Annotated in this window: 24 protein-coding genes and 1 pseudogene; 21 read left to right on the top strand and 4 right to left on the bottom strand. The window is 43.5% G+C overall.

The annotated features are described in order from the left end of the window. The first annotated feature begins 11 nt into the window (after positions 1 to 11). The 6 genes from QBE54_RS10735 (at position 12) to mscL (ending at position 3205) form a co-directional block, all read left to right on the top strand. Positions 12 to 296: a EutN/CcmL family microcompartment protein gene (locus QBE54_RS10735; protein ID WP_369018186.1), complete on the top strand. Its 285-nt coding sequence runs from the start codon at positions 12 to 14 to the stop codon at positions 294 to 296. Next, complete coding sequence (locus QBE54_RS10730) at positions 293 to 559, top strand: EutN/CcmL family microcompartment protein (protein WP_369018185.1); 267 nt, start codon at positions 293 to 295, stop codon at positions 557 to 559. Before QBE54_RS10735 ends, QBE54_RS10730 begins: the two co-directional genes overlap by 4 nt. An 18-nt stretch (positions 560 to 577) precedes the next feature. Further along, positions 578 to 1138 carry a ribose 5-phosphate isomerase B gene (gene rpiB / locus QBE54_RS10725; protein WP_369018184.1) on the top strand — a complete coding sequence of 187 codons (561 nt, stop codon included), beginning with the start codon at positions 578 to 580 and terminating at the stop codon, positions 1136 to 1138. 200 nt (positions 1139 to 1338) lie between these two features. Then, positions 1339 to 1926 (top strand): deoxyribose-phosphate aldolase, encoded by a 588-nt coding sequence (deoC, locus tag QBE54_RS10720; protein WP_369019440.1) that lies wholly within the window; start codon positions 1339 to 1341, stop codon positions 1924 to 1926. Between the two features lie 14 nt (positions 1927 to 1940). Then, a complete protein-coding gene (pduL, locus tag QBE54_RS10715) occupies positions 1941 to 2615 on the top strand; it encodes a phosphate propanoyltransferase (protein ID WP_369018183.1) in 675 nt (224 codons plus the stop codon). Positions 2616 to 2812: 197 nt separating this feature from the next. Next, positions 2813 to 3205, top strand: a complete 393-nt coding sequence (gene mscL / locus QBE54_RS10710) for a large conductance mechanosensitive channel protein MscL (RefSeq protein WP_369018182.1) — start codon at positions 2813 to 2815, stop codon at positions 3203 to 3205. Positions 3206 to 3220: 15 nt separating this feature from the next. Here mscL and QBE54_RS10705 read toward each other — a convergent pair whose 3' ends face one another. Continuing rightward, positions 3221 to 3997: a DeoR/GlpR family DNA-binding transcription regulator gene (locus tag QBE54_RS10705; RefSeq protein WP_369018181.1), complete on the bottom strand. Its 777-nt coding sequence runs from the start codon at positions 3995 to 3997 to the stop codon at positions 3221 to 3223. Between the two features lie 424 nt (positions 3998 to 4421). On the opposite strand from QBE54_RS10705, the gene QBE54_RS10700 reads away from it, so the two are divergent. The 9 genes and pseudogenes from QBE54_RS10700 (at position 4422) to QBE54_RS10660 (ending at position 15380) form a co-directional block, all read left to right on the top strand. After that, on the top strand, positions 4422 to 5381 hold the full coding sequence (locus QBE54_RS10700; protein ID WP_369018180.1) for a substrate-binding domain-containing protein: 960 nt from the start codon (positions 4422 to 4424) through the stop codon (positions 5379 to 5381). A 105-nt stretch (positions 5382 to 5486) separates the two neighbouring features. After that, complete coding sequence (locus QBE54_RS10695) at positions 5487 to 6557, top strand: ABC transporter permease (RefSeq protein WP_369018179.1); 1071 nt, start codon at positions 5487 to 5489, stop codon at positions 6555 to 6557. 121 nt (positions 6558 to 6678) lie between these two features. Next, positions 6679 to 8124 carry a ribulokinase gene (locus QBE54_RS10690; RefSeq protein ID WP_369018178.1) on the top strand — a complete coding sequence of 482 codons (1446 nt, stop codon included), beginning with the start codon at positions 6679 to 6681 and terminating at the stop codon, positions 8122 to 8124. 4 nt (positions 8125 to 8128) lie between these two features. Further along, positions 8129 to 9676, top strand: a complete 1548-nt coding sequence (locus QBE54_RS10685; protein WP_369018177.1) for a sugar ABC transporter ATP-binding protein — start codon at positions 8129 to 8131, stop codon at positions 9674 to 9676. A gap of 144 nt (positions 9677 to 9820) precedes the next feature. Continuing rightward, positions 9821 to 10846, top strand: coding sequence for an ABC transporter permease (locus QBE54_RS10680; protein ID WP_369018176.1), 1026 nt, complete (start codon positions 9821 to 9823; stop codon positions 10844 to 10846). A 32-nt stretch (positions 10847 to 10878) separates the two neighbouring features. Continuing rightward, positions 10879 to 11931: a galactitol-1-phosphate 5-dehydrogenase gene (locus tag QBE54_RS10675; RefSeq protein ID WP_369018175.1), complete on the top strand. Its 1053-nt coding sequence runs from the start codon at positions 10879 to 10881 to the stop codon at positions 11929 to 11931. Positions 11932 to 11951: 20 nt separating this feature from the next. Continuing rightward, a complete protein-coding gene (locus QBE54_RS10670) occupies positions 11952 to 12995 on the top strand; it encodes a zinc-dependent dehydrogenase (RefSeq protein ID WP_369018174.1) in 1044 nt (347 codons plus the stop codon). Positions 12996 to 13046: 51 nt separating this feature from the next. After that, entirely contained in the window at positions 13047 to 14525 is a 1479-nt protein-coding gene (glpK, locus tag QBE54_RS10665) for a glycerol kinase GlpK (protein WP_369019439.1), read from the top strand. A 39-nt stretch (positions 14526 to 14564) separates the two neighbouring features. After that, positions 14565 to 15380: pseudogene (locus QBE54_RS10660) on the top strand (SDR family oxidoreductase). A gap of 125 nt (positions 15381 to 15505) precedes the next feature. Here QBE54_RS10660 and QBE54_RS10655 read toward each other — a convergent pair. The 3 genes from QBE54_RS10655 to QBE54_RS10645 form a co-directional block, all read right to left on the bottom strand. Beyond that, positions 15506 to 15709, bottom strand: a complete 204-nt coding sequence (locus QBE54_RS10655) for a cold-shock protein (RefSeq protein ID WP_369018173.1) — start codon at positions 15707 to 15709, stop codon at positions 15506 to 15508. Positions 15710 to 15833: 124 nt separating this feature from the next. After that, on the bottom strand, positions 15834 to 16154 hold the full coding sequence (locus tag QBE54_RS10650) for an AzlD domain-containing protein (protein WP_369018172.1): 321 nt from the start codon (positions 16152 to 16154) through the stop codon (positions 15834 to 15836). Next, a complete protein-coding gene (locus tag QBE54_RS10645; RefSeq protein WP_369018171.1) occupies positions 16151 to 16816 on the bottom strand; it encodes an AzlC family ABC transporter permease in 666 nt (221 codons plus the stop codon). Before QBE54_RS10645 ends, QBE54_RS10650 begins: the two co-directional genes overlap by 4 nt. Positions 16817 to 17001: 185 nt before the next feature. On the opposite strand from QBE54_RS10645, the gene QBE54_RS10640 reads away from it, so the two are divergent. From QBE54_RS10640 to gyrB, 6 genes are all read left to right on the top strand, one after another. Further along, complete coding sequence (locus tag QBE54_RS10640) at positions 17002 to 19401, top strand: sugar-binding domain-containing protein (RefSeq protein WP_369018170.1); 2400 nt, start codon at positions 17002 to 17004, stop codon at positions 19399 to 19401. A 232-nt stretch (positions 19402 to 19633) separates the two neighbouring features. Continuing rightward, a complete protein-coding gene (dnaA, locus tag QBE54_RS10635) occupies positions 19634 to 21001 on the top strand; it encodes a chromosomal replication initiator protein DnaA (RefSeq protein ID WP_369018169.1) in 1368 nt (455 codons plus the stop codon). A gap of 175 nt (positions 21002 to 21176) precedes the next feature. Continuing rightward, entirely contained in the window at positions 21177 to 22271 is a 1095-nt protein-coding gene (gene dnaN, locus QBE54_RS10630; protein WP_369018168.1) for a DNA polymerase III subunit beta, read from the top strand. Positions 22272 to 22277: 6 nt separating this feature from the next. Beyond that, positions 22278 to 23357, top strand: coding sequence for a DNA replication/repair protein RecF (locus QBE54_RS10625; RefSeq protein WP_369018167.1), 1080 nt, complete (start codon positions 22278 to 22280; stop codon positions 23355 to 23357). Beyond that, positions 23350 to 23664 (top strand): DciA family protein, encoded by a 315-nt coding sequence (locus tag QBE54_RS10620; protein WP_369018166.1) that lies wholly within the window; start codon positions 23350 to 23352, stop codon positions 23662 to 23664. The genes QBE54_RS10625 and QBE54_RS10620 overlap by 8 nt, the downstream gene beginning before the upstream one ends. A gap of 18 nt (positions 23665 to 23682) precedes the next feature. Beyond that, positions 23683 to 25593, top strand: coding sequence for a DNA topoisomerase (ATP-hydrolyzing) subunit B (gyrB, locus tag QBE54_RS10615; RefSeq protein ID WP_369018165.1), 1911 nt, complete (start codon positions 23683 to 23685; stop codon positions 25591 to 25593). The last annotated feature ends 4 nt before the right edge of the window (positions 25594 to 25597 follow it).

Genomic DNA, 25597 nt, shown 5'->3' with positions numbered 1-25597 from the left:
GGAGGCCGTTGATGAAAATAGGTAGAGTAATTGGAAATGTGGTGGCCACACAAAAAGTTGCCTCTCTGGAAGGGGTCAAACTCTTGTTAGTTCAACCCCTTGATGAAAACCTGCAGGAAATTGGAACACCAATTGTGGCTTGCGATGTGGTTCAGGCTGGCGTTGGTGACTTGGTTTTCTATGAAGGAGGAAGAGAAGCAGCATTGGCTATCCCTAACTGGTTTAACCCTTCAGATTGTACGATAATGGGAATCATCGACCAGGTAAACCTGATACGGAGTGACAAACTATCATGATGTTGGCTCGAGTTATTGGAAATGTAGTTTCTACAGCCAAGTTACCTATTTTTCAAGGCATGAAAATACTGATTGTTCAGCCTATTGATGGAGACGGGAATCCCAAAGGAAAAGCCTTTCTGGCTTTCGATACTGTACAGGCAGGAGCCGGGGACACGGTTCTCATCATAGACGAAGGCAACTCTGCTCGCACGGTGGTTGGTGATCCACAGGCTCCCATTCGCACGCTGGTTATAGGCATTGTGGACGATGTTGAAAAATAACGAAGAGGGTAGAAAAATATGTCTGAGAAGGTTTATTCACGAATTATTCACAATGTAGTGAGTAGTCTTCATACATTGGGAATGTCCGAAAAGGAAACGACAGAACTTGTTAACCAGAAAGATCATGTAATTCGCGTTGTTATTGGAGCCGACCACGGAGGTTTTGAAGCCAAGGAAGCATTAAAAGAATACTTGACGGAATTAGGATACCGAGTGTACGACGTGGGAACTTTCAGTAAAGAGCGAGTTGATTACCCCGACTTTGCTGTCAAGGTTGCTCAGAAAGTGGTTTCCGGAGAGTGTGAGCGGGGCATCATGATAGACGCCATGGGCATAGGCTCGTGCATGGTTTGCAACAAAGTACGCGGAATCAGAGCTGCGCTGTGCTATGATAGGCGAAGTGTGATCAACAGTCGGGAACACAACAATGCCAATGTGCTTACCCTGGGTGCATTAGCACACACAGTAGATGAGATCTGCGAGCTTGCCAAATTATGGTTGGAAACCAGGTTCGCAGGAGGAAGGCATTGGGCTCGTATCAACAAAATGATGGCAGTGGAAAGGAGGAACATTCTTTAGCCATGAGCACTCCATTTCTTAACCGAGAAGAACTCATTGATCGTATTACCAAAGAAGTACTGAATAAATTACAAAATATATCACGCGCAAGCGACGGAAAAAACCAGGCCGTTCCTTGCACAGGCAACCTGGAAATTACTCCAGCAGCGATTGCTTCTTACATCGATCACACTCTCTTAAAGCCGGACGCCTGTCTTTCGATGGTGGAAAAACTTTGCGACGAGGCAATTCAGTATGGCTTCTACTCGGTATGCGTTAATCCCTACTGGGTACCTTTCTGTGCCAAGAAGCTCCGGGGAACAGGGGTAAAAGTATGTACAGTAGTAGGTTTCCCATTGGGAGCTAACGAAAGCCGCGTTAAGGCTTTTGAAGCCCGTAGCGCCATCGAAAATGGCGCAGATGAGATTGATATGGTAATTAACATAGGAGCCCTAAAGTCAAGAAACCTTAAGGCTGTTGAAGAGGACTTGATGGCGGTAAAGCGGGCTTGCCGGCAGACTACAGTCATAAAAGCCATAATCGAAACCTGCCTGCTAACTGATGAGGAGAAAGTGTTGGTCTCTAAAATGGTCAAAGACGCAGGGTACGACTTCGTCAAAACCTCCACGGGTTTTGCCGGAGGTGGAGCAACAGCTCACGATGTAGCCCTAATCCGCCGAACCGTAGGGCCTAAAATGGGTATCAAGGCTTCTGGTGGTATTCGCACTTTTGAAGACGCCAAACTCATGATTCTCTCGGGTGCCACCCGCCTGGGAACCAGTGCATCAGTCAAAATAGTTAGTGGTTAAACGGAGGACTTGCAATGGGTATCCCAGAAAGAGAAATATGGGAAGAAATTGTCAAAACAGTTGCAGAAGCCTTGAGTGAAGAGTTAAAGCTTTCAAAAACTACTCTGGAAGATGGCTCTTTCCAGGTGCCTGTAGAGGTTTCTAACCGACACTGCCACCTAACTAAAGAAACTTTTGAAATACTCTTTGGGAAAGGGAAGCAACTGACCCCCATCCGCTCTCTCTCTCAACTTGGAGAGTTTGCTTGTGAGGAAACGGTAGCCGTGATCGGGAAAAACATGCGAATGCTTGAGAAAGTGAGAATTGTCGGACCATGGCGGAATTACGACCAAGTCGAGCTTTCTTTTACCGATGGTTTTTATCTTGGTTTAGAGCTCCCAACCCGCCTCTCGGGAGACATAGCCAATTCCTCACCCATTACCCTGGTAGGTCCCCAAGGAATAATTGCTCTTAAGGAAGGAGCCATCAGGGCTGCCCGTCATCTTCATCTCTCTCCGGAAGAAGCAGAACGCTTCAAACTAAAAAACGGTGACCGGGTAAGCGTGGAAATACCAGGCCCAAATGGCTTAATCCTGAACCAGGTAATCGTTCGAGTGGGCCCTACCGGGAGACTCGCTTGTCACATTGATACTGACGAGGCAAACGCAGCTGGCCTGAGGGGCAAAGGCATCGGTAGGGTTATTCGTTAAAAACCTCAGGCTGGTTCCTCTCGAAAACAATATCTGTCAATAACAACACAGCGCTCACTTTGAAAAAACCCGTTGACTCCTTACATCCAGGAAACTAAGCTACAAGCATCTTGCACCCGAAACCAACACAATGTTGACTCAACCCAAGCTATCACACAAAATTAAGGAAAATTACTGGCAGTTAGGAGGTGAATTACATGTTGAAGGGGTTCAAAGAATTTGTGTTGCGGGGCAATATCCTGGATCTCGCCATTGCAGTAATTATCGGAACTGCCTTTAACAAAGTAGTTGGTTCCCTGGTACAGGACGTGTTAATGCCTTTCATAAGTATTGTGGCAGGAAAGGTGCCGGATTTTTCCTCCTGGAAACTGGGAATAATCAATATCGGCAGTTTCCTGAACGCTACCATTAACTTCCTGATAATAGCCCTGGTCATCTATTTCTTTATCGTTACTCCCTTTAATACCCTTAAGAAAATGAGGACTGGGGAAAACAAAACCCCACCTCCTCCACCAGAGCCAAGTGAAGAAGTGAAGCTCCTAAGAGAAATGGTAGATCTGCTCAAAGACCTGAAATCCAAAGAGAACTGAAAACTTTGGTGGCTTTCACACCACGTAATACTGAATATTCATTCGCTCCAGAGCTTGAAGGTACTCCCTGGGGATACCGCTGTCGGTTATTACAATATCCATCTCTTTCAAATCAGCAAAATAGGCAGCAGTAACTTTGCCAAATTTTGAAGAATCTACAAGCAAAATTTTGGTGTCCGAGTAATCAATAATTGCTCTTTTGGTCTGCACTTCGTAAAAATTGGCACAGGTAATCCCCAGCTTTTCATCAACCCCAGCTGCTGAAACAAAGGCTTTGTTAGCTCTAACTCTCCTGATGAGCTCAATTCCTTCCAGGCTCTCAAACATCAGGCTGTTTTCATGAAAATAGCCGCCTGGAAAAATTATCTGACTTCCTTTGTTGTGCTGATAAACACCAAGCAGGATGTTAAGACAGTAACAAACAATGGTAAGCCGCATGTTTTGGGGAATAAATCGGGGAAGATGTTCCGTTGTAGAACCAGTATCGATTATTATCGTGTCTTCCTCTCTTACGAGTGAAGCGGCTTTCTGACAAATCTTTATTTTTTCCTTTATCATGTGAGATTTGGCCTTGGTAACTGTGTATTCTTCCTCGTTAAAGGGCGTGGATTCCCTGCGAATAACAGCGCCTCCAGGAATAAGCTTTAAAATACCCTCCTGCGCAAGTTCCTGGAGGTCCCTTCGGATGGTCATGCTCGACACGCCCAGGCGATTGGAAAGCTCTTTTATGCTGACAGTCCCTTCAAGGATAATTTGCTTACTAATGTAGTCCAGCCGCTCTCTCTTTTTCACTATCTTTCTTTGCCTCCTGAAAAGGAAAATTTATTTAAGTCAATATTAACAGATTTTTTTGCATCAGTGTTGCTTTTATAACAATATCCTCCAGAAAAATACACTCTTGTTACAGAACATTTAATTTTTAAAATTTTAACAACAATTACCACGCGTGTCAAAGTTTTCCAAAAAATAAGCTCTCTTGAGTATTCCAAGCTCCTCAGATTTATCTCTTCAACAGTTGACAACTCCAACACAAAGTTATATTATTATCGAAAAATGATAATTTATGTACAAACACTATGGGCTCAACTGCAAAAATGCCCCGGGAGGTGATGCAAAAAGAAGAAAACAACAAAAGAAAGTGTTAAAAGTTTGGTCTTAGGTAACCACAGTGTGTCCTGTTGTTCACAAATTTCCAGGAAAAGGAGGATGATTTAGAGTGAAGAAAGCGGTAGTAGGATTAATGGTAGGTATTTTCCTGCTGGTAATAGCAGGAAGTATGAGTATTGGGTTCGCGAAAGACTTCAAAATCGGATTCGCTCATGTTGCCCTAAACTGTCCATATTACTTGGCTATGAAGGCAACGGCTGAAGAAAAGGCCAAAGAATACGGAGTAGGGTTGTTACTTTTAAACGCAGAAAATGATATTGAAAAACAAATAAAAGATGTCGAAACCATGCTTTTGGAGGGAGTGGACGCTCTTATTGTCAACCCAGTTACCGAGTACGGACTCCGTCCAGTAATCCAAAAAGCCAAACAGAAAAATATACCTATAGTAGTAATAGACAGGCCAATGTATGGAGACTACCTCGTTTACGTAGGCATAGACCAATGGAAAGCTGGAAGGCTTCAAGGAGAATTTATTGGCCAATTATTAAACGGCAAAGGAGAAATTGTTGAAATAGCTGGAGACCCTGGTTGTCCTGCAGGTAAAGGACGTGGTGGCGGTCTGAGAGAGGTTTTCTCAGAAAAATATCCAGATATAAAGATATTGGCTACATACATGGCTCACTACAACAAGGCTGAAGGCATGAAGGCTATGGAGGACGCGATAGCAGCTTTTGGTGATGAAATAGATTTAGTTTATGCACACAATGATGCAATGGCATTGGGCGCTTTGGATGCTCTAAGGGCGGCTGGAATGACGGATATCCCTGTTTGCGGCGTAGACGGTCAAAAAGAAGCCTACTTAGAGATAATGAAAGGAGAACAATACAAATCCACGGTGGTTAACAACCCTTCAGAAATAACTGCTGTTGCTTTCGATATACTGATGCAATACTTAGAAACAGGCCAGCTCCCTGAAGGAATTTCTGCTGGAGACAAAGTCATAACAGGTACTGTTTTGGTTACTAAAGAGAATGTAGAGCAATATTATGATCCGAACTCTATCTTTTGAAGTGACAAACAATAACAAGCTATTTTGACGAATTAATTTTTTAGTTAATTTCTTAGGAAGGCTTTCTTCGAAGAAAGCCTTCCTAAGAAATAGGAGGAAAGCGCTGTGACCAAACTACTCCGGAAAGAAACTACGATAAATCTTGCAAATAAAGCGGTTAGCGAATACAAAATATGGTTTGCTTTATTAGCTCTTCTTGTTGTTTTTTCAATAATTTCACCTACCTTCAGAAGCGTAGAAAATTTCCAAAACCTATTTAACCAACAAGCTACATTAGGTATAGCAACAATTGGAATGGCCACTGTAATACTCACGGGGGGAATTGATCTTTCTGTTGGAGCTGTAATGGCCTTTTCGGGAGTGTATTACTCAAACCTAATCAGAGGATATTTGTTTACGTACATGCCTCCGTTTATGAAAGTTTACGAAGAAGCCGGGAAAATTAGCCCCATTTTCCCAGAACCATTTTCCCTTTGTTTAGCTATAGCAATAGCAAGTCTTATAGGCGTTGTAAATGGTTTCGCAGTGTCTAAATTTAGAGCACCGGCATTCGTAGTAACAGTAAGCACTATGATGCTAAGTAGGGGTATTGCTTATTCTATGACTTCTGGGCAACCCATCTTTTCGGTGCCTGAATATCTTATAAACATCGGCTTTAGGAGTTTTCTCGGCATCCCGTTTTTGGCTATTATCTGGTTTCTCTTGGTCGTGGTAATCTGGCTCTTTTTAAAATACTCTGCTACAGGACGCAACATATACGTTGTAGGTGGCAACATTGAAGCAGCAAAGCTTACAGGAATTAATATTGCCAAAACCGTCATCTTTAGCTACTGGCTCTCGAGCATTTTGGCTTCATTTTCAGGGATACTTCTAGTTGGCAGGATGGCTTCTGCAGATCCAAGGGTTGCATCAACAACAATGTTAGACGCAATTGCTGCCGCGGTAATAGCTGGTTTCAGCTTGCAAGGCGGTAAGGGAAATTTATTAAATACTATAGCAGGCGTGTTGTTCATTGGCCTAATAATAAACTTCTTGAGTATTCTGGGTATAGAATTTTACACCCAGCAAGTTATCAAAGGATTGATCATAATCCTAATGGTAGCCATTCAAACGGTTAGCGAAAGAGGAGGACTTTCAATGTTTAGGAGTCTCTCCATAAAGCGTGCCAATCCTTGAACCCCCCAAATAGATTGTTATTTTCTTTCTGTTCCTATCAAATACAAAAACACAGGAAAGGAAATTTGCGATGAAGGGCGTCATAGCTATTGATGTAGGAACGCAAAGCTTGAGGGCTAATTTGTACGATATTGAAGGTCGTTTGCTGTGGTCTTCCCAAAAAACCTATGAAACAAAGTTTCCTGTCCCCGGTTGGGCAGAACAAAATCCAAATGATTGGTGGGAAGCATTACGCCTTTGTGTCAGAGAGGCTGTCAAGATGTGTCCACATATTTCAGTTAAAGCAATAGCAATAGATGCGACCTCGAGCACCGTTTTGGCAGTAGGTTCCAACGGTGAACCCTTAACCAATGCTATCCTTTGGATGGATATAAGAGCATCCGAACAAGCCAAGAAGATAAACGCAACAAACCATCCCATCCTCTCCTGGTGCGGCAAACAGGTTTCTCCAGAATGGTTTTTACCAAAGCTACTCTGGATCAAAGAACACCTGCCAGAAATATACCGTAAGGCCTATTTAATTGTAGAAGCTTTAGACTGGCTAAATTATAAACTAACCGGCAAATGGGTAGCTTCGCAATGTAATGCCTCGTGCAAATGGAACTATTTGCCTGGCGAGGGTTGGTCTATTGATTTTCTTGAAGCAATTGGTGTTCCAGAGTTGGTAGAAAAAATTCCCTCTCAGATATTACCGGTGGGTAGCGTGATAGGCAATATTAAAAAAGACGTGGCTCATGACATAGGCTGTGAAGAAAGCGTTCTTATAGTTCAAGGAGGCATTGATGCCCATATTGCCACTATAGGTCTTGGTAGCTTTGGAGAAAGAGAGGGCTCTCTGATTTTGGGTTCCTCCTCAGTCCTTTTGGTTAATGCTAGGCTTCAAAAGACTTTGGAGGGTTTTTGGGGGCCTTACAAAGACCCTATACATAAAGGGCTAAGCCTAATTGAAGGAGGGCAAACCTCCAGCGGGTCTATCATAGACTGGTTCATCAAAAAAGTTGCAAAACACTATTCTATTAAAGCAAAGGCTACTAAGCTGAATCCCTACGAATGGTTGGACGATGAAGCATCTAAAGTTCCTCCTGGCTCTGAAGGATTAATTGTTTTGGACCATTGGCAAGGCAATAGAACGCCGTACAAAGATCCCTACTCCCGAGGAATAATTTGGGGATTGAGCCTAAACCACGAAGCCTCACATATTGGTAGAGCAATTTACGAAGGGATAGCTTTTGGGATCAGACTGCTATTCGATCATCTTGAAAAAGCGGGAATTGGCATAAAAAATCTCAAAGTTTGTGGTGGAGGAACCAGGAGTAAATTGTGGTTACAAATATTGTCCGATATATGCGAGAAAGAAATGTGGGTAACTCAGGAAAATGCATCTCTATTGGGAGGCGCCATCCTTGCTGCTACAGGGGCCTCCCTTTTCCCATCAATAGTTGAAGCTTTTGCAGCAATGAAGCCTAACCTAAAAGTAATAAAACCTGTCAAAGATTTCTCTGAATACCTTGCAAATTATGAGTTATATCAGAAATTATACGTCGCCACTAAGCCTTTAAGGAGGTAGAAATGTGAGTAAAACAACAAAACCCATAATAGAGGTTCGGTCTGTATCCAAAAGCTTTCCCGGAGTACAAGCCTTAAAAGCAGTTGACTTCGAACTTTATCCAGGTGAAGTCCATTGCTTGGTAGGAGCAAATGGGGCCGGAAAATCAACATTGGTCAAAATACTCAGCGGTATTTATAAAAAAGACGAAGGCAAAATCTATTACAAAGGACAAGAAATTGAAATATCCTCCCCTCGAGAAGCCAAGAACCTTGGTATTGTTACCGTCTTCCAAGAACTAGATATAGTGCCACACCTTACAATTGCCGAAAATGTCTTTTTGGGAAACTACCCTAGAAACACTATTTTAAAAACTATAAATTATAAAGAATTGTATGCCAGGGCTGCAGCTCTCTTGAGATCGCTTGGAGAGGACGTAAACCCATTCCTTCTAGCTGGTGAAGTTAGCGCGGCAATACAACAAATGGTTGTAATAGCAAGAGCTCTTGTTTTTAAAGCAGAAGCTATAATTCTGGATGAGCCCACAGCCGTACTCACTGTAGAAGAACAGAAAAAGTTGTTCAATATTGTTCACGACCTTCGTAGCAAGGGAGTAGGGGTTATTTATATATCTCACAGGTTAGAAGAAATCTTAGAAATTGGCGATAGGGTCACAGTTTTTAGGGATGGCAAAAAAATATCGACTCGTAAGATAAAGGAAGTTGACTTAAACCAGATAATAAAAGATATGACAGGAGAAGACCAGAAGGAGTCTCTTGATACAAAGCATTTTGTTACTATTTCAAAACCCTCAGAAGAAGAAAGAAACAAAAGCAAAGTTCTCCTTGAAATAGAAAATTTATGTAGTGAATTTACCAAGCCAAAGCTTGAAAATGTATCGTTAAAAATTTTGAAAGGAGAAATAATAGGGATTTTTGGCTTTGTGGGATCTGGGAGAACGGAGTTAGCAAAATGTTTAAGCGGACATATCCCTTTGTCTTCAGGTGAAATCCGCCTTGAAGACACACCAATAAAGTTAAATTCGCCATGGGAAGCAACAGAGATTGGAATAGCCATGGCCCCAGAAGAAAGAAAAACCCAAGGCTTGTTTTTAAACCATAGTGTTCTGTTTAATTTTGCATTGCCTCTTTTAAGAAAAAAACAAAGAAAATTTGGCGTTATAAACTGGAAAGAGATGGAAAAGCCTTGCAGAGCCTTTGTTGAAGAATTAGAAATAAAAACACCGTCCTTATATCAAATAATACGATACCTTAGTGGTGGCAACCAGCAAAAAGTTATCTTGGCAAGGTGGCTGGCCTATAATTGTAAATTGCTTATCTTAGATGAACCCACACGCGGTATTGATGTGATGGGAAAGAAAGAAATAATGAACCTTGTAAAGAGTAAGGCCAGGGAGGGCATAAGTTTTATAATTATCTCTTCAGAAGCCGAAGAACTAATGGAAATGTGTGACAGGATAGCAGTTCTTTTTAGGGGGAAGCTTATGGGCGTCACAAATCCTAAAGAGCATAAAGTGACAGATTTATTGAAATTAGCAAGTGGTGTCCGTTAAAAACTTGGTTTTTGGCAAAAACCAATACTGTGTAACTCGAGCTAGTCTTATTAGAGATCGATTAAACGATGGACTTTAGAAAACTTCAACAAAGGTTGAACTTTTGCCTAAACAAATTCCAAAAACAACAGGAGGTTTTAAGCAATGTTAAGGCGAGAACCAGCAATAAACAAAATAATGGCAAAAAGTAACAAAACGCAAATCTATAACAACATGCTTAATGTATACGGTGCCCACATTACACTGCTCTTCTTGTTTTGTCTTTTTGCTCTTTTGTCTCCCGCTTTTATTTCTCTAAGAAACTTGGAAAATTTATTAACACAAAGCAGTTTTATCGGTATCCTGGCCTTAGGGCTCTTGTTTGTGGTTATCTCTGGAGGAATAGATTTATCCATTGCTTCAATTTTTGCTTTATCTTCAACACTGTGTGCTCTCTGGCAACATCACGGAATATATTTAGGATATGTTGAAGAGCTATCTTTTCTTTTTCCAATCTACTTAATTTTTCCAGCTTGTATTCTCATAGGAGCCGGCATAGGCTTGTTTAACGGCATTATAATAACAAAGTTTCACGTTCCAGACTTTATAGCCACATTAGGAACCATGATAACAATAAGGGCACTATCTTTTTCCGTAACCGGAGGCCAAACTGTATTTGGCGTTTCTGAAGGAACCAAATTCTTAGGCAGAGGATCGATAGGCTGGATTCCTTTTCCAGTTCTTGTGTGGATAATCTTAGCCATTTTAAGTCAAATACTTCTTAAATATACTGCTTTTGGATCCGAACTCTTTGCCATTGGCGAAAGCGAAGAAGCAGCAAGGTTTTGTGGAGTCAAAATAGGGCGCGATAAAATTATGGCCTACGTGCTTTCAGGAGCATTTGCAGCATTTGCCGGACTACTAATGACAGGAAGACTTGACAGTGGAGAACCCAGAGTTGGTGACGGATACGAGTTACTCGCAATTGCAGCTGTAGTGATAGGTGGTGCACCACTTACGGGGGGGAGAGGCAACGCAATAGACACCTTAAGTGGCGTTCTGGTGCTTGGTATTATATCCAACATTTTAAATTTGCTAGGAATTCACCCTTATCCCCAAATGATCTTCAATTCACTTATTTTACTTGCTGCGGTAATTTTAAGAAGTTATCTCAATAGGCAAGAATTATAAATCTCTTCTTTAGAAAGGAGCGTTAGCAAGTCATGGCCCAAAAAATGAAAGCAGTTCGTCTTCATGCCCCGGGAGACCTTCGAGTAGAAGAGGTAGAAATACCTGCTCCAGGAGATAATCAAGTCCTGGTCAAAGTGCGGGCAGTCGGTGTCTGTGGTTCAGACCCCGGGCGAGTCATGAAAAAGGGTACCTACTCTTACCCCACCATCATTGGGCACGAATTCGCCGGAGAAATTGCTGAAGTGGGAGACAAAGTGAAAGGGTTTAAGTCTGGTGACAGAGTAACGGTAGCGCCACTTATTCCCTGTGGTACATGTGATTACTGCAAAACCGGCAAATACAATCTCTGCGATAACTACAGTTATTATGGTTCGCGCACTGACGGCGCAATGGCAGAATACGTGGTGGTAGAAGAATGCGACCTTTTGAAGTTGCCTGACCAGGTAGACTTTGAATCTGGAGCCTGCACCGATCCTGCTTCGATTGCTCTCCACGCAATGCTTAAATCAGGTATGAAAGTCGGAGACAACGTTGCCGTTCTGGGAGTCGGCCCTATTGGCCTTTTTGCAGTGCAGTGGGCAAAAATTATGGGAGCGAAAACGGTATTTGCGGTAGATATTATGGATGAAAAGCTCCGGGTAGCAGAAGAAGTAGGTGCCGACTATTTAGTCAACGCCAAAAACACAGACCCGGTTAAGTTCATACTGGACAAAACTGGACGTGGAGTGCAGCGGGTAATCGAGCTGGCTGGATCCAAAATTACCCAGGAACAAAGCATACGCTTAGCGGATAAAGAAGGAACGATAGTCTTCTGTGGGATTTCCTACGATGACTTGGTCATACCTGCTTCTACTCTCGATGCTCTTCTCCGAAAAGAAGTCAGATTGGTCGGAGCTTGGAACTCGGTCTTTTCGCCTCTACCAGTAAATGAATGGGAGCTGTCCTTGCATTTCATGGCCAGAGGGGGGTTGCGCTGTAAACCTCTGATCAGTCACCGCTTCTCTTTAGACGAGGCACCAGAAGTGTTCCAGCGCATCTGGGCAAGAAGCGAATTTTTTAATAAAGTACTTTTCATCCCCAACTAAGCGGATCGGAGGCAGTTTTAATGAAAGCCGCAGTAATGGAAGCCATTGGAAGGTTGGTGGTCAAAGACGTTCCCCTACCAAAAGTAGAAAGGGGAGGAATGTTGATTGCTGTTAAAGCATGTGCTATTTGTGGTTCGGACGTGAGGACTATAAACTACGGCAGCTCTCATGTCCATCCCCCGCGTATCTTGGGACACGAAGTAGTGGGTACCATACTGGAACTTGGAGAAGGAGTTTCCGGATATAGCATTGGAGAAGCAGTAGCAGTAACTCCGGCTATTGGTTGTGGAAAATGCGACTACTGCAGGTCGGGGCACACCAACATGTGCCCCGACCTGGAAACCATAGGTTTTGAATTTGACGGTGGTTTTGCTGAAATAATGGCAGTGCCAGCCAAGGCAGTAGCTCAAGGTCACGTTAACAAGTTGCCCCCTGGGTTGAACTTTGAAAAGGCAGTGCTGGCTGAGCCCCTGGCTTGCTGTATAAACGGTCAGGAACCGCTTTCCATAGGTATAGGACAAAGCGTGGTAATAATAGGTGCAGGAACAATTGGCCTTTTTCATACTGAATTAGCATTCGTGAAGGGAGCGTCCCGGGTCTTCCTTGCCGATGTGGTACCAGAAAAACTCGAGTTGGCAGCCAGGCTTGGTAAAGACTTGATTCTTGTCAACAGCTCAAAAACGAATTTGGTAGAAAAGGTTCTTTCAGAAACTGACGGTCGTGGTGCAGATGTGGTTATTGTGGCCTGCCCAGTCGGCGAAGCTCAAAACCAGGCCCTGCAGATGGTAGCACGAAGGGGCCGAGTGAGCCTTTTTGGGGGCTTGCCTCCCGAAAAATCAACCGGATATTTGGACAGCAACCTCATTCATTACAAAGAAGTAGGTGTTTTTGGTGCTCACGCCTCCACAGCACCGCAGAACCGTCTTGCGCTCAGCTTGCTCGCTGGAGAAAAAATTGGTAAGGCTATTAACTACGTGACCCATGTCTTTCCCCTGGAAAAAATACATGACGGTCTAAACGTCATAAAAAGAGGGGAAGCTCTCAAAGTGGTTATCAAGCCCTGACCAAAAGCTTGGGGTTCAAAGGAGGTAAGGGGAGTGCAAAAAGATTACATTATGGCCATAGACCAGGGGACTACTGGTACCCGGGTTATTTTTGTCGACCACGAGGGTAACGTGGTTTCATCGGCCTACCGGGAAATAAAGCAGATTTATCCCCACCCTGGTTGGGTGGAACACGACCCCATGGAATACTGGGAAACCACCTTGATTTGTGCAGAAGAAGCTATGAAAAAAGCGAAGATTGAGCCCTCACAAATCGCTGGAATCGGCATAACCAATCAGCGTGAAACCACTGTAATCTGGGAAAAAGGAACTGGAAAGCCCATCCACAACGCGATTGTCTGGCAGTGTCGCAGAACTGCACCTCTCTGCGAAGAACTTAAGGCTCGGGGGTTCGAAGAAAAAGTTCGCCAAAAGACGGGCTTGACCATTGATGCCTATTTCTCAGCCACCAAAATAAAGTGGATTTTAGACAAGGTCCCGGGAGCAAAGGAACGTGCCAGGCAAGGAGAACTCCAGATGGGTTGCATTGACTCCTGGCTAATGTGGAAGTTAAGCGGTGGTTCTGCTCATGTCACCGATTATTCAAACGCTTCCCGTACCATGCTCTTCAACGTACAGACTTTGGATTGGGACCAGGAATTGCTCGACGCCTTAGAAATCCCTCGGGAGATTCTCCCTCAACCCAAACCCTCAAGTGGAACTATGGCCACAACCAGCAAACAAGTATTCTGGGGAGAAGAAATACCCATCGCTGGAGTGGCGGGAGACCAGCATGCAGCCCTTTTCGGACAGGCTTGCTTCAAACCCGGAATGGCCAAAAATACTTACGGTACTGCTCTGGATATGATGATGAATATCGGAGAAAAGTTTGTTCTTTCACAAAACGGATTACTTTCGGACCTGGCCTGGGGAATCGAGGGAAAAGTAGAGTATGCACTTGAAGGAGTGGTCTTCATCGGGGGAGCTGCCATACAATGGTTGAGAGACGGCTTGAAAATCATTGAAAACGCTGCTCAAAGCGAGGCCATGGCCCAAGCAGTTCCAGATACCGGGGACGTTTATTTTGTACCAGCCTTCACAGGCGTAGGAGCACCTTATTGGGATATGTATGCCCGTGGGCTGATTATCGGTATCACCCGGGGCACCACTCGTGAACATATAGTACGTGCCGCTCTTGAGTCCATGGCTTATCAAACCAGAGACGTGCTGGAAGCAATGGTGGCTGACTCAGGGCAAAAGCTGGAATCCCTTCGGGTGGATGGAGGAGCGGTCAAAAACAATTTCTTGATGCAATTCCAGGCTGATATCCTGGGGGTGCCAGTAGTAAGACCAGTGGTAACCGAAATGGCCGCTATGGGTGCGGCCTATCTCGCCGGGCTGGGAGTGGGTTTTTGGAAAAGCCGCGAAGAAATTTCCTCTCAGTGGAAAATTGATAGAGTTTTTGAACCGCAAATGGAACCTGCACGACGGGAAGAACTCTACGCCAGATGGAAAAAAGCCGTTGAGCGAGCCAGAGAGTGGGCACTATAATTCTTCCCTAATTAAATAATAAAGGACAGGGGTGCTAACATGGGAGAAAAGAAACTCCAGGGCAAGGTAGCCCTGATTACCGGCGGAGCTTCTGGCATAGGTGAAGCCACAGCCAAACTATTTGCCGCTCAGGGATGTAAAGTGGCCCTGGTGGACATCAATGGAGAGCGACTAAAAAAAGTTGCAGAAGAAATAGCTAAAGACGGAGGAGAATGTATATAAATTTGTGCCGATGTAACCGTGGAAGAGGAAGTAATCAATTTCTTTCAAGCAGTAGTCCAAACCTGGGGCAAGCTCGATATCCTGGTAAACAGCGCTGGCCGCGACTCCCTCTCTCCTCCAGTAAGCGAGGTTACCCTTGAAGAATGGAACAAAACCATATCCGTTAACCTCACCGGTGTTTTTCTATGTTGTAGAGAAGCCTTCAAAATTATGGAAAAACAACCTACAGGGGGGAGAATTATTAATCTCGGTTCTACTTCGGCCAAGCTTGCTTCAAGTCCAGGACATAGCCCATATCGAGCTTCAAAACATGGTATGATGGGATTTAGCGAAAACATACTGCTTGAGGGAGCAGAGAAAAATATCGCTGTAACGGTAATAAACCCCTCTCACGTAAAAACACCCATGACAGAAGTAATCGACAAGGGCATATACGCAGAAAACCTGCCAGCGTACCTCGAAGGCTGGTTGGACGAAAAAGAAAAGAAAGAAGGTATATATGCAAGTTGTATCGACGTTAAATATGTTGCAGAAATCATCCTTTACATTGCCACCCTTCCCCCAGAGGTAACCATTCCCCAGTTCTCTGTTTATCCTACCTATAAAGCCCATCGCTACGGCATGAGAGCCTGAAAAGCGAGTAGGGTTGTTTGATCGGATGTAATGGGAAACTAACAAAGGCAAAGAAACAAAAAATGCCCCGGGAAATTCCGGGGCATGGTAATTCGCCGTTCAAGACTGATTAGCCAGTCAGATTTCTAACCAAGCCTTCTAACGTGAACCGCCTGGGGACCCTTAGCTCTCTGCTCAACCTCGAACTCGACCCGTTCCCCATCGATGAGAGTTTTGAAGCCATCGCCTTCTACTGCCGAGTAGTGCACGAAAACATCTCCGCCCTCGCTCGATTCGATGAATCCATAGCCTTTCTGGGCGTTAAACCACTTAACTGTACCTTGTGCCATTAAACAAACCTCCTGAATGTTAACTATCTACGCCTGCAGGACGTGTTGACACACTATATCACGCAAAATAAGTAATGTCAAATATTTTTTTGAACCAATTTTTTAAAAATTTTATACGCATCAGCTAATGGAAAACGAGCAGATTGGAAAGCAGAAAATGCACCATCACACCCACCAGTACAGAAAAACCGATGTTTCGCCACTTGTAGTACGAAAGGTACACCCCAGAAAGAGCTACCAAGCCAATTAAAACCCGGTCAAAAATTACAGGCAACTCCAAAAAAGTGATTACCAGTAAAGCAGAAAGCAAAGCTGTAACTACGTAATCGAGAACCTTTCCCGACAAAAAGGGAATTTCCCTGTCTTTTAAAAACAAAACTGGCAGTAATCGCAAAAGATAGGTTCCCAAAGCAACAACACCAATCACCAGATATTCCTTTGTCAAGCAGTTTCCCTCCTTCGGTTTTCAACATATACTGCAAAAAGCGGCCCCACGAAAGACGCTGCAATTATTCCCCAGGAAGTATATCCCAAAAGATGGAATATTAGGGCAACAATTCCTCCAGCAATCGCAGACCAGAAATTACCATCCCCAAAACCTTTAATTCGAGGAATAAGGAGCACTAAGAAAAGACCAGCCAAAGAGAAAACCATTGATGAGGTTAAAAGTCCTTCGCGAAACAAAAATCTACCACCGAAAACCCCGACCGCGGTGCCAGCCACCCAGGAAAAATAGGCTCCCAACTGAACTCCCCACAAAAACCGCTCACTGTTCATCTCTTGAGCAACGACAAAAACTTCATCGGTGAGTCCAAAAGCGGTCACCAGAGGGTACCTGATTCTGACTCTTCGGGTCATTATCACACCATAAACGACGTGACGCAGATTTAAAAGAAGCGGTATGAGTAAGCTCCAAAGCAAACCATAAGAAAGAGTTGAAAGTAGAGCAAATTGGCTTGCCCCGGCAAAAATGAACATCGAGGCACTTAAGGCCTCAAAGGGGTTGAAACCGGAACCCACAGCCAAAACACCAAAGGTTGCTCCAGCAGGAAAGTAACCCAGGGCTATGGAGCAACTGGTTACCAGTCCTCTTCTGAAAGAATTCATTCCCAACCACCCTTTAAAGACCGGCTGCTATCAGCTCTAATCAGTTTAACACGGCACATCTTCTCTGGGTGCAAAGATTCATTCTAATTTTAGTAGCGTAAATCCTCTTTTAAAAAACAACGCCAGGGTGTTTCAATTCACGATAGAATAGTTGAGAGCAATAAAATAGGAAAAGGTGATCCTTTATGAAATTCAGCTTAAACGGCGAGTGGAAGATTTACGATTCTGAAGGAGAGTACCTCCTTCAGGGCAACGTGCCCGGAGTGGTGCAGCAGTCTCTTTTTGAGGCGGGCTTTTTTCCCCACCCCTATCAGGGTACAAACGAGATATATTTCAGGAAACTTGAGAACAAAGACTGGATTTACGAAAAAAACTTTGATTTCCAGGAAAAAATAATGGCGGAAGAAGAAATAGAATTGGTCTTCGAGGGTATAGACACACTTTCTGATGTGTATCTGAACGAAGTCTTTCTGGGGTCTACCCAGAATATGTTCATGGAATATCGCTTTAATATCAAAAACGTTCTCAAACTGGGACAAAATAAAATTCGGGTCCACATTAAGTCACCGGTGAGAATCCCCAAAATACTGGAGCAAAACTATGGGAAGCTGGGAGGCCCGGAAGAAAGCATCCGTGGTTACATCCGTAAGGCTCAGTACTCCTACGGTTGGGATTGGGGAATCAGGCTCCCTACCTCGGGTATTTTTAAACCAGTATACCTTGAAAAGTATTCCCACTTTCGCCTTTCCGACTGTACTGCCTACCTTTTAAGTTATGACCGTCAAGGTGCCCTCATTGTAGTCCAGGGATTCCTGAAAGGTAACACTCAAGGTGCTTTAAATGCATTTAGTGTCGAAGTGCTCGTAAACGGCGAAAAGAAAGGAGAGTTTAAACCCTTTACAAAAAACCAAGAAACGCAATTCTCGGGAATCATAACCGAAAAAGAGGTACATCTCTGGTACCCCCGAGGACTGGGCAAGCCTCACCTTTACCACTTTGCTTTTATTTTAAAAAAAGAGGGGCAGGAAATTTATCGGGAAGAAAAGAAAATAGGCCTTCGCACGGTAAAGCTGGTAAGAGAAAAAGACTCCCAGGGTGAAAGTTTTATCTTCGAAATAAACGGAAAACGGGTATTTGCTAAAGGAGCTAACTGGATTCCCGCCGAACATATCCTCCCCTCCCTCCGTGAAGAAGATTACCGTAAACTACTCAGGATGGCCTATCAAGCTAACATCAACATGCTTCGGGTTTGGGGAGGAGGAATTTACGAACACGAGGTTTTCTATTCTACTTGCGATGAGCTGGGCATCATGGTTTGGCAAGACTTCATGTTTGCCTGCCTCGAGTATCCAGATCATCTCCCCTGGTTCCGAGAACTCTGCAATCAGGAAATAAAAAGTGTAGTGCGTCGCCTACGCTGGCATCCTGCAATAGTAATCTGGTGTGGCAACAACGAGAACAACTGGGGATTTGAGGAATGGGGAACTATGAACCGCAAGGTAGACGGAATAAACCTCGGTAATCGGTTATATCTCTTTGATTTTCCAGCCATTTGTTCCCAGGAAGATCCCACCCGACCCTACTGGCCAGGAAGCCCTTATGGAGAAGACCGAGCTAATAGCACTCATAGTGGGGACCATCACGCCTGGGAAGTTTGGAGCAAATGGCAAAACTATGAATACTATACACAAAACGATGGGCGTTTTATCAGTGAGTTCGGCTTTCAAGCTTTTCCACACCGAAAAACAGTAGATTTCTTTGCCACCAGAAAGGAGCAAGATATTTTTCACCCAGTCATCATGGCTCACCAGAAACAAGAAGAAGGTATGGAAAGGATAGTGCGTTTCATCGTTTCACAATTCGGTCTCATTAAAGACTTCGACACCATACTTTACTTATCACAAATAAACCAGGCTGAAGCTATAAAATCTGGTGTCGAACACTGGCGTTCGAGAAAATACTTGACCTCGGGAACACTCTTTTGGCAGTTCAACGATAGTTGGCCGGTAATAAGTTGGTCAGCAATAGATTACTTCGGTAGACCCAAAGCCTTGTACTACTATACAAAGCGCTTCTTTGCAGAGATTTTACCACTCATTAAATATCACAAGGCTTCCCGAAGAGCTGGAATTTTTGTGGTCAGCGATTATCAAGAACTCTTACCCGCAACCCTGGAATTTTCGGTATTTACAACTTCTGGAGCTCAGGTAATACACAGGGAGTATCACATAACCTTACCCAGAGACGGGGTTTTGCCAGTGGATGAATTCGAGGTCAGTGAACCCCAGAAATGGATTGCCTTTCTTCGAGTAAACGTGAAAGACAATATTTACTCAAACTACAAAACCTTCGCCCCATATCGGGACATGAAGCTGGAAGACCCGGGAATAAGTTTCGTACATCAAAATGGCATTTTACAACTCACCTCCGGGAAGAATCCAGCTCTTGGAGTGGAAATAATTACTGAAGACGACGAATTGCTTAGCGACAATTTCATTTTCTTAGAACCTGGAGAAAGTAAAGTAATCCCTGTGAAGAGTAAAATTCACACTATCAAATCGATGTACGATTATTTAAATGGTTGAATTACTTGCTGGATAGTTATTAGAGGCTTTCGAATATTTTATCCACAGTTGTTGATAATTTGTGGATAACTTGCAAGAATGCGTATTTTATGGTTAAATGTAGGAGTCAAAACTGTTTACCCGTGCCACTTCAGCACAAAATAAACCAGAAAAAATCAGTATTAAGGCTATTTAGGTGGGTCTTGTGGATAATTTTGTGAATTAATCCTGAAAAGTGGGGGAATCATAAAAAATGACTCGTGAAAGTCTTAATAACTTGTGGAAAAGTGCTCTAAAAATTGTTGAAAAACAGCTCAGCGTCCCTGAGTTTAAGGCCTGGATAGAGCCAATCATACCAGTTGCCCTTGTGGATAGGAAATTAACCGTTGCCGTACCCACCGAGTTTTCGAAGGAAAAACTGGAAGCAAAATATCTGGAAACCATATTCCAGGCCCTGCAAGGGGTAATCGCCCAAATGGGAAATCGTGAAGCGTTATCCAACATCGAAGTAGTAGTAGACGGAAAGCTTTTCCCAGAAACCAGCGACAAAAGAACAACAACAGTAACGGGTAGTAACCAGGATTTCGAAAAACCTAACTTAAATCCTCGTTATACGTTCGAAAGTTTCGTGGTGGGAAATGGTAATAAATTTGCACACGCTGCAGCTTTTGCGGTAGCTGAGGGTCCCGCTCGTTCTTACAACCCGCTTTTTATCTATGGAGGAGTGGGGTTAGGTAAAACTCACCTCATGCACGCCATAGGCCATCATATCATTCGTAATAACCCAGAACTTCGAGTCGTATATGCGTCATCAGAGAAATTCACCAACGAACTCATTAACGCCATAAGAGACGATAAAACTGAGGAGTTTAGACAAAAGTATCGTAGCGTTGACGTACTATTAATAGACGATATCCAATTCTTAGCCGGTAAAGAGAGAACCCAGGAAGAGTTTTTTCATACCTTTAATGCTTTATACGAAGCCTTTAAGCAAATTGTACTTACCAGCGATAGGCCCCCAAAAGAGATACCCACCTTAGAAGATCGTCTTCGCTCTCGATTTGAATGGGGACTTATTGCTGACATTCAACCTCCGGATCTTGAAACTCGTATCGCAATCTTACGTAAAAAAGCGGAATTGGAAATGATTGAAGTTCCCGACGAAGTTATTTATTTTATAGCAGATAAAATTCCTTCTAACATCCGGGAACTGGAAGGAGCCCTGGTTAGAATAAAAGCCTTCTGTACTCTGAATCAGATAAGCCCTACTGTAGAAATAGCCCAGGAAATTTTAAAGGACATTATCCCCCGCAAGCATCCCAAAAAAATAAGTGTGGCAGCCATTCAGAAAGTGGTAGCTGAACACTTCAATATTAAGCCTTCAGCTATGAAGATGAAAAAAAGAACTAAGGAACTGGCTTATCCTCGCCAAATCGCCATGTATCTGGCAAGGGAGCTCACCGATCTTTCCCTTCCCTCCATAGGAAGTGAGTTTGGAGGAAGAGATCACACTACTGTTCTGCACGCTTTTGAAAAAATCAAAAGCGATATGGAAAGAAATCCACAACTTGCTCAAGAAATAAGTGGATTAATAGAAAAGATCAAGTCACTGGCAGAATAAAACACAGTTTATCTACAGCTCTTTTACAGTTTATTAATGGTTTATTAAAAAGCTGTATCCAAAGTCTAAAAGTCAGTTCAGGTACTTTTCCAGAAAATTTCGATTGCCTATTACTACTCCTTTTTTGTTATATTTTAAAGATAGTAGTAATAGGTAAGAGGAGTGATGGGAAAATATGAAAATCGAAATCTCTCGAGAGGAATTGAAAAAAGCGGTGGCTAAAGTATACAAAGGAGTATCCTCAAAACCGCCTCTACCTGTTCTCTCGGGTATCCTCATGGAGACAGTAGGTTCGGACCAAATTAAATTACTTGCTTCGGACCTGGAAATGGGCCTTTCTTTTGTTTGTAATGCGTCTGTGCTGGAAGAGGGAAGCGTGGTAGCTCCCGGAAAGGTTCTTTACAACCTTTCCAGACTTTTAAAGGATAAAGTGATTATTCAGGTTTCAGGGAACAACATTGAGTTGTCTTCTGGAAAAAGCTTTTATAAATTAAGTGGCTTTCCAGCTCAGGACTTTCCATTGTTCCCACCTTTTCCCGACGACGGTTATTATTTAATATCCGCAGAAAGACTGAAAGAGGCAGTTATGCAAACCAGCTTCGCAGTTTCTAAAGATGAAACGAGACCTCCTCTTACCGGTTTGCAATTTAACTTTACTGAAGGCTACCTTGAACTGGCAGCTACTGACGGCCATCGCTTAAGCATAAGCAGGGTGGGAACACTCGAATCAGGGAAGGAAACGCGAGTTATTGTGCCTCAGAAAGTGGCTATGGAGATTGTCCGTTTGGCAGAGGGAGAGATAAAGGTAGCACTTGGTGATGGAGACATTTTATTTGAAAGTGGAGAACTCACTCTTTTTTCGAGACTTATCGAGGGAGAATTTCCTGAGTACAAACAGGTTATTCCGGATAACTTCGTGGTTACGGTATTGGTTGATAGAGATGTGCTCCTTGAGGCCCTGGAGAGGGTTTCCGTTGTGGTTTCGGGGGAAATAGGAGTGGTGGATTTTGAGCTGAGCGATAAATCTCTCGTTTTATCCTGTGTTTCTCAGGATTGGGGAGTAGCTAAGGAGGAAATTCCAGCTGTTATAGACGGTCAGGGAATAAAAATTGCTTTCAACGTTAAATATCTCACCGATGCTTTGAGAGTGATCTCCTGGGAAAAAGTGTCCATAGGTATAAGTGGTGAATTATCTCCTACTATGATCTTCGGTGAAAAAGAAGATTTTCGATATGTGCTCATGCCAGTGACCACCCGTTTGGAAGAATAGCAAATAATGTATTTTGAAAGGCTTGCTCTTTTGAATTGGAGGAATATAGAGGACACGGAACTCACTTTTGGAAAGCGTTTTAACGTCTTTTGGGGGGGTAATGCTCAAGGAAAGAGTAATCTCTTAGAAGCTATTTTTTTCTTGGGACGAGGTTTCTCGCCTCGCGGGAACCGTAATGAAGATTTTATTCGCTGGGGAAAAGCTCAAGCTTATCTTGGCGCCACTATTAGAGACGGTGAGTTATTTTTTAAAAAAGAGGTTAAGATAGGACTTGAGGCGAGGGATTGGAGACTGGATAACCGGAAAGAGAAAAAGAGAGATTGTGTGGTAGGGTATTTCCCCGATGATTTGGAGATAATTTCTGGCAACCCTTTTAAGAGACGTCAGTTCTTGGATGAGGCTATTTCCTTTATTTCTCCAACTTATAGACTGCTTTTGAAGACTTACGGGGATATCCTTCAGCAAAGAAATTGTCTTCTCAAGCAACCACTTAATCGAGAGCTACTCGACGTATATACTGAAAAGATAGCAGAGGTGGGCTCCAGGATTGTAAAGGCTCGTTTAAAATATCTGGCCTTATTATCGCCTTTCTTTGAAAAATACCGCGAAAGGATAGAAGATAAGGCCAGTAAAGTTATTTTACGATATCGCACTTCAGGGTATGCCGTAAACGGGGAAATAGAAATTGGGGATGCTTTGTTTAAAGCTCTTGGAGATGCTCTTCCTCTTGACAGAGAAAGGGGTTTTACTTCCTGTGGTCCTCATCGCGATGACTTAGAGTTTATCAGAGAGAATAGAAACTTAAGGAGTTTTGCATCCTGGGGAGAACAGAAAACTCTCGCTTTAGCTCTACGCCTTGCTGAAGCGAGTGTGATAAAATCTACCAAGGGCTATGGTGTGGTGATTTTACTGGATGATGTTTTTTCTGACCTTGATGAAGAGAGAAGGCGGTTTCTACTTAGAGATGTTTTTCGAGAGGAGCAAGTGTTTATCACGACTACTGAGTTGCAGTGGAAAAAGCTTCTGCCTGAAGAAGAAACCTGGAGTTTCTATCTGGAGAGGGGTAGAGTGATAAAAGATGCCTGATGAGGAGGGCACCACTCGTTTTTTTTGTAAAGAACCTGTCTTGATTGGCAATATTTTAGAGGAAGTCCTTGAAAAGCAAGGTTTATCTGGTAAAGTTGCTATTTACCGTGCGGTTGGCAGCTTTCAGGACTTGTTCCCGGAAATAGCGTCTTTTTGTGAAGCACTGCGTTTTGTGAAGGGTACCCTCTACATAAGGGTTGCAGAACCAACCCGGGTGCTCGAGGTGAGAGGTCGGGAAGAGGAAATCAAGGAAAAATTTAAAAAAGAGGGAATTGTTGTTGATAGGTTGAAAATATTCTGTGGTTAATGAGGTGAAGCTGGTTCTATGAAGATGAATGCAGGAGATTCCCTATATAGCGCAGAAAAAATAAAAGTTTTGGAAGGACTGGACGCAGTAAGAAAGCGTCCAAGTATGTATATTGGCAACGTTGGGCTGGAAGGTTTGCACCATCTTATTTTCGAGGTGGTGGACAACAGTATTGACGAGGCGCTTGCTGGTTACTGTGATGAAATAAAGGTGATTCTCCATACCGACGGAAGCGTCACCGTGGCCGATAACGGTAGGGGTATTCCTACTGATATCCATCCCGAAGCTGGAAGACCAGCTGTTGAGGTGGTACTTACCAAACTTCATGCCGGTGGGAAGTTCGATAAGGGTGTATACCGGGTTTCTGGTGGTTTGCACGGAGTCGGTATTTCAGTTGTTAACGCCTTGTCAGAGTGGCTGGAAGTTGAAATTGCGCAAGCAGGAAAAATCTGGAAACAGAGATATAGAAGGGGTGTACCCATTGAAAACTTGAGACCAATTAGTGTCACCGATCATACAGGTACTAAAATTCGCTTTAAGCCAGACCCCGAGATTTTCCAGGACACGAATTTCCATTTCGATATTGTTGCTCAACGCCTTAAAGAGCTTGCCTTCTTGAATGAGGGCTTAACGATACAGCTCGTTGATGAACGCAGCGGTAAAGAGCGCAAATACCACTTTAAAGGTGGAATTAAATCGCTGGTGGAGCACCTGAATCGGGGTAAAAACACTATTCACCCAGAACCCATTTATTTTTCTGAAAACAAGGATGACATAAAGATAGAGGTGGCTCTCCAGTATAATGATGGCTATCTTGAAAATGTGCTCTCTTTCGCCAACAACATCCGCACGGCGGAAGGTGGTACCCACGTTGTAGGTTTTAAAACGGCCCTGACTCGGGTAATTAATGATTACATTGCCAGGTACGAATTAGTTAAAAATAAAGATGAGTACCCCAACGGCAGCGACGTAAGAGAGGGCTTATGTGCGGTAGTCAATATCTTACTTCCAGAACCCCAATTTGAAGGTCAAACCAAAACCAAACTGGGCAATGCAGAATTGAAGAGTTTAGTGGAAGAGACTACTATGCGGTTTTTGTCTACCTTTTTTGAGGAAAATCCGGGTATTGCACGCGCCATTGTGAATAAAGTTCTTCAGTCAGTCAGAGCTCGTCAGGCGGCTCGCAAGGCGCGAGAAATAGCCCGTAAAAAAAACAGTATTGAATCTACCAGTTTGCCCGGGAAGCTGGCTGACTGCGTTGAGAAGGACCCGTTAAAATCGGAAATATTTATTGTGGAAGGGGATTCTGCGGGTGGTTCAGCCAAACAGGGTAGGGACCGTCAGTTCCAGGCTATAATGCCCTTGCGAGGTAAGATTCTTAATGTGGAAAAAGCCAGTATGAGTCGGATACTGTCGAGCGAGGAAATTCGTAACATTGTGGCGGCACTGGGCTGCGGTTTGGGAGCTGATTTCTCGGAAAAAAAATTACGGTATCACAAAATCATCATTATGACTGATGCAGATGTTGATGGAGCGCATATCCGTACCCTGCTTTTAACCTTTTTTTACCGCTATATGAGGCCGCTCATTGAGGAGGGCTATATTTATATTGCTCTACCTCCGCTTTATAGGGTGCGGGAAGGGAAGAACGACTATTATGCTTACAGCGATCAGGAGTTGGAGTCTCTGTTGAAAAATTTGAAGGGAAAGAAATACTCTATCCAGCGCTACAAAGGTCTTGGAGAAATGAACCCCGAGCAGTTGTGGATGACTGCTATGAATCCTGAGACCAGAACTCTGAAAAAGGTTACTCTTGAGGACGCCCTGGAAGCGGAGGAAATCTTCAGTATTTTAATGGGAGACGCGGTCGATCCACGGCGCGAATTTATCCGGGAGCACGCTCGAGAAGTTGTTAATCTCGATATTTAGTTTT

The sequence above is a fragment of the Thermatribacter velox genome, from assembly GCF_038396615.1.
In the GTDB taxonomy this organism is placed as follows: domain Bacteria; phylum Atribacterota; class Atribacteria; order Atribacterales; family Thermatribacteraceae; genus Thermatribacter; species Thermatribacter velox.
Note: the sequence above shows the minus strand (reverse complement) of the source record. Positions and strands in the feature narration are given on the sequence as shown.

What these genes read in the sequence shown, in the direction of transcription:
- QBE54_RS10620 (WP_369018166.1), top strand. Translation starts at nt 23,350, where the DNA reads ATGCCTGATGAGGAGGGCACCACTCGTTTTTTTTGTAAAGAACCTGTC.
- glpK (WP_369019439.1), top strand. Translation starts at nt 13,047, where the DNA reads ATGGCCATAGACCAGGGGACTACTGGTACCCGGGTTATTTTTGTCGAC.
- QBE54_RS10625 (WP_369018167.1), top strand. Translation starts at nt 22,278, where the DNA reads ATGTATTTTGAAAGGCTTGCTCTTTTGAATTGGAGGAATATAGAGGAC.
- QBE54_RS10640 (WP_369018170.1), top strand. Translation starts at nt 17,002, where the DNA reads ATGAAATTCAGCTTAAACGGCGAGTGGAAGATTTACGATTCTGAAGGA.
- deoC (WP_369019440.1), top strand. Translation starts at nt 1,339, where the DNA reads ATGGTGGAAAAACTTTGCGACGAGGCAATTCAGTATGGCTTCTACTCG.
- QBE54_RS10735 (WP_369018186.1), top strand. Translation starts at nt 12, where the DNA reads ATGAAAATAGGTAGAGTAATTGGAAATGTGGTGGCCACACAAAAAGTT.
- rpiB (WP_369018184.1), top strand. Translation starts at nt 578, where the DNA reads ATGTCTGAGAAGGTTTATTCACGAATTATTCACAATGTAGTGAGTAGT.
- dnaN (WP_369018168.1), top strand. Translation starts at nt 21,177, where the DNA reads ATGAAAATCGAAATCTCTCGAGAGGAATTGAAAAAAGCGGTGGCTAAA.
- QBE54_RS10655 (WP_369018173.1), bottom strand. Translation starts at nt 15,709, where the DNA reads ATGGCACAAGGTACAGTTAAGTGGTTTAACGCCCAGAAAGGCTATGGA.
- dnaA (WP_369018169.1), top strand. Translation starts at nt 19,634, where the DNA reads ATGACTCGTGAAAGTCTTAATAACTTGTGGAAAAGTGCTCTAAAAATT.
- pduL (WP_369018183.1), top strand. Translation starts at nt 1,941, where the DNA reads ATGGGTATCCCAGAAAGAGAAATATGGGAAGAAATTGTCAAAACAGTT.
- mscL (WP_369018182.1), top strand. Translation starts at nt 2,813, where the DNA reads ATGTTGAAGGGGTTCAAAGAATTTGTGTTGCGGGGCAATATCCTGGAT.
- QBE54_RS10670 (WP_369018174.1), top strand. Translation starts at nt 11,952, where the DNA reads ATGAAAGCCGCAGTAATGGAAGCCATTGGAAGGTTGGTGGTCAAAGAC.
- QBE54_RS10730 (WP_369018185.1), top strand. Translation starts at nt 293, where the DNA reads ATGATGTTGGCTCGAGTTATTGGAAATGTAGTTTCTACAGCCAAGTTA.
- QBE54_RS10680 (WP_369018176.1), top strand. Translation starts at nt 9,821, where the DNA reads ATGTTAAGGCGAGAACCAGCAATAAACAAAATAATGGCAAAAAGTAAC.
- QBE54_RS10645 (WP_369018171.1), bottom strand. Translation starts at nt 16,816, where the DNA reads ATGAATTCTTTCAGAAGAGGACTGGTAACCAGTTGCTCCATAGCCCTG.
- gyrB (WP_369018165.1), top strand. Translation starts at nt 23,683, where the DNA reads ATGAAGATGAATGCAGGAGATTCCCTATATAGCGCAGAAAAAATAAAA.
- QBE54_RS10675 (WP_369018175.1), top strand. Translation starts at nt 10,879, where the DNA reads ATGGCCCAAAAAATGAAAGCAGTTCGTCTTCATGCCCCGGGAGACCTT.